The organism is Vibrio sp. 10N.222.55.A1, assembly GCF_041473835.1.
Taxonomy (GTDB): Bacteria; Pseudomonadota; Gammaproteobacteria; order Enterobacterales; family Vibrionaceae; genus Vibrio; species Vibrio crassostreae_C.
Genome location: NZ_JBFRSX010000116.1, coordinates 1 through 345 on the forward strand (window position 1 = coordinate 1; position 345 = coordinate 345).

The 345-nt window shown below is 45.8% G+C and carries 1 protein-coding gene; it reads left to right on the plus strand.

Annotated elements, in window-relative coordinates:
- Nucleotides 1-345, plus strand: a 345-nt coding sequence (locus AB4493_RS21580) for an IS5 family transposase (RefSeq protein ID WP_372155798.1), incomplete at both ends; no start/stop codon positions are given.

Genomic DNA, 345 nt, shown 5'->3' on the forward strand with positions numbered 1-345 from the left:
CAACTCAAGCAAGGTAAACGAGGTCGACCTCGATTGTTTAGTGACTTAGCCATTACGACCGCCCTCATGGTTAAACGAGTATTCGCGATGCCGTTGAGAGCGTTACAAGGATTCATCGATTCTGTTTTCAAACTCGCTCAACTCCCGTTGTCATGTCCTCATTATTCATGCATCAGTAAACGAGCCAAAACGGTTAATGTGTCATTCAAGACAAAGACCCGAGGCGCAATACAGCATTTAGCCATTGATGCAACAGGGCTAAAGGTCTACGGTGAAGGTGAATGGAAAGTAAAAAAACATGGTACTGACGGGAAGCGTCGAGTTTGGCGTAAGCTCCATTTAGCC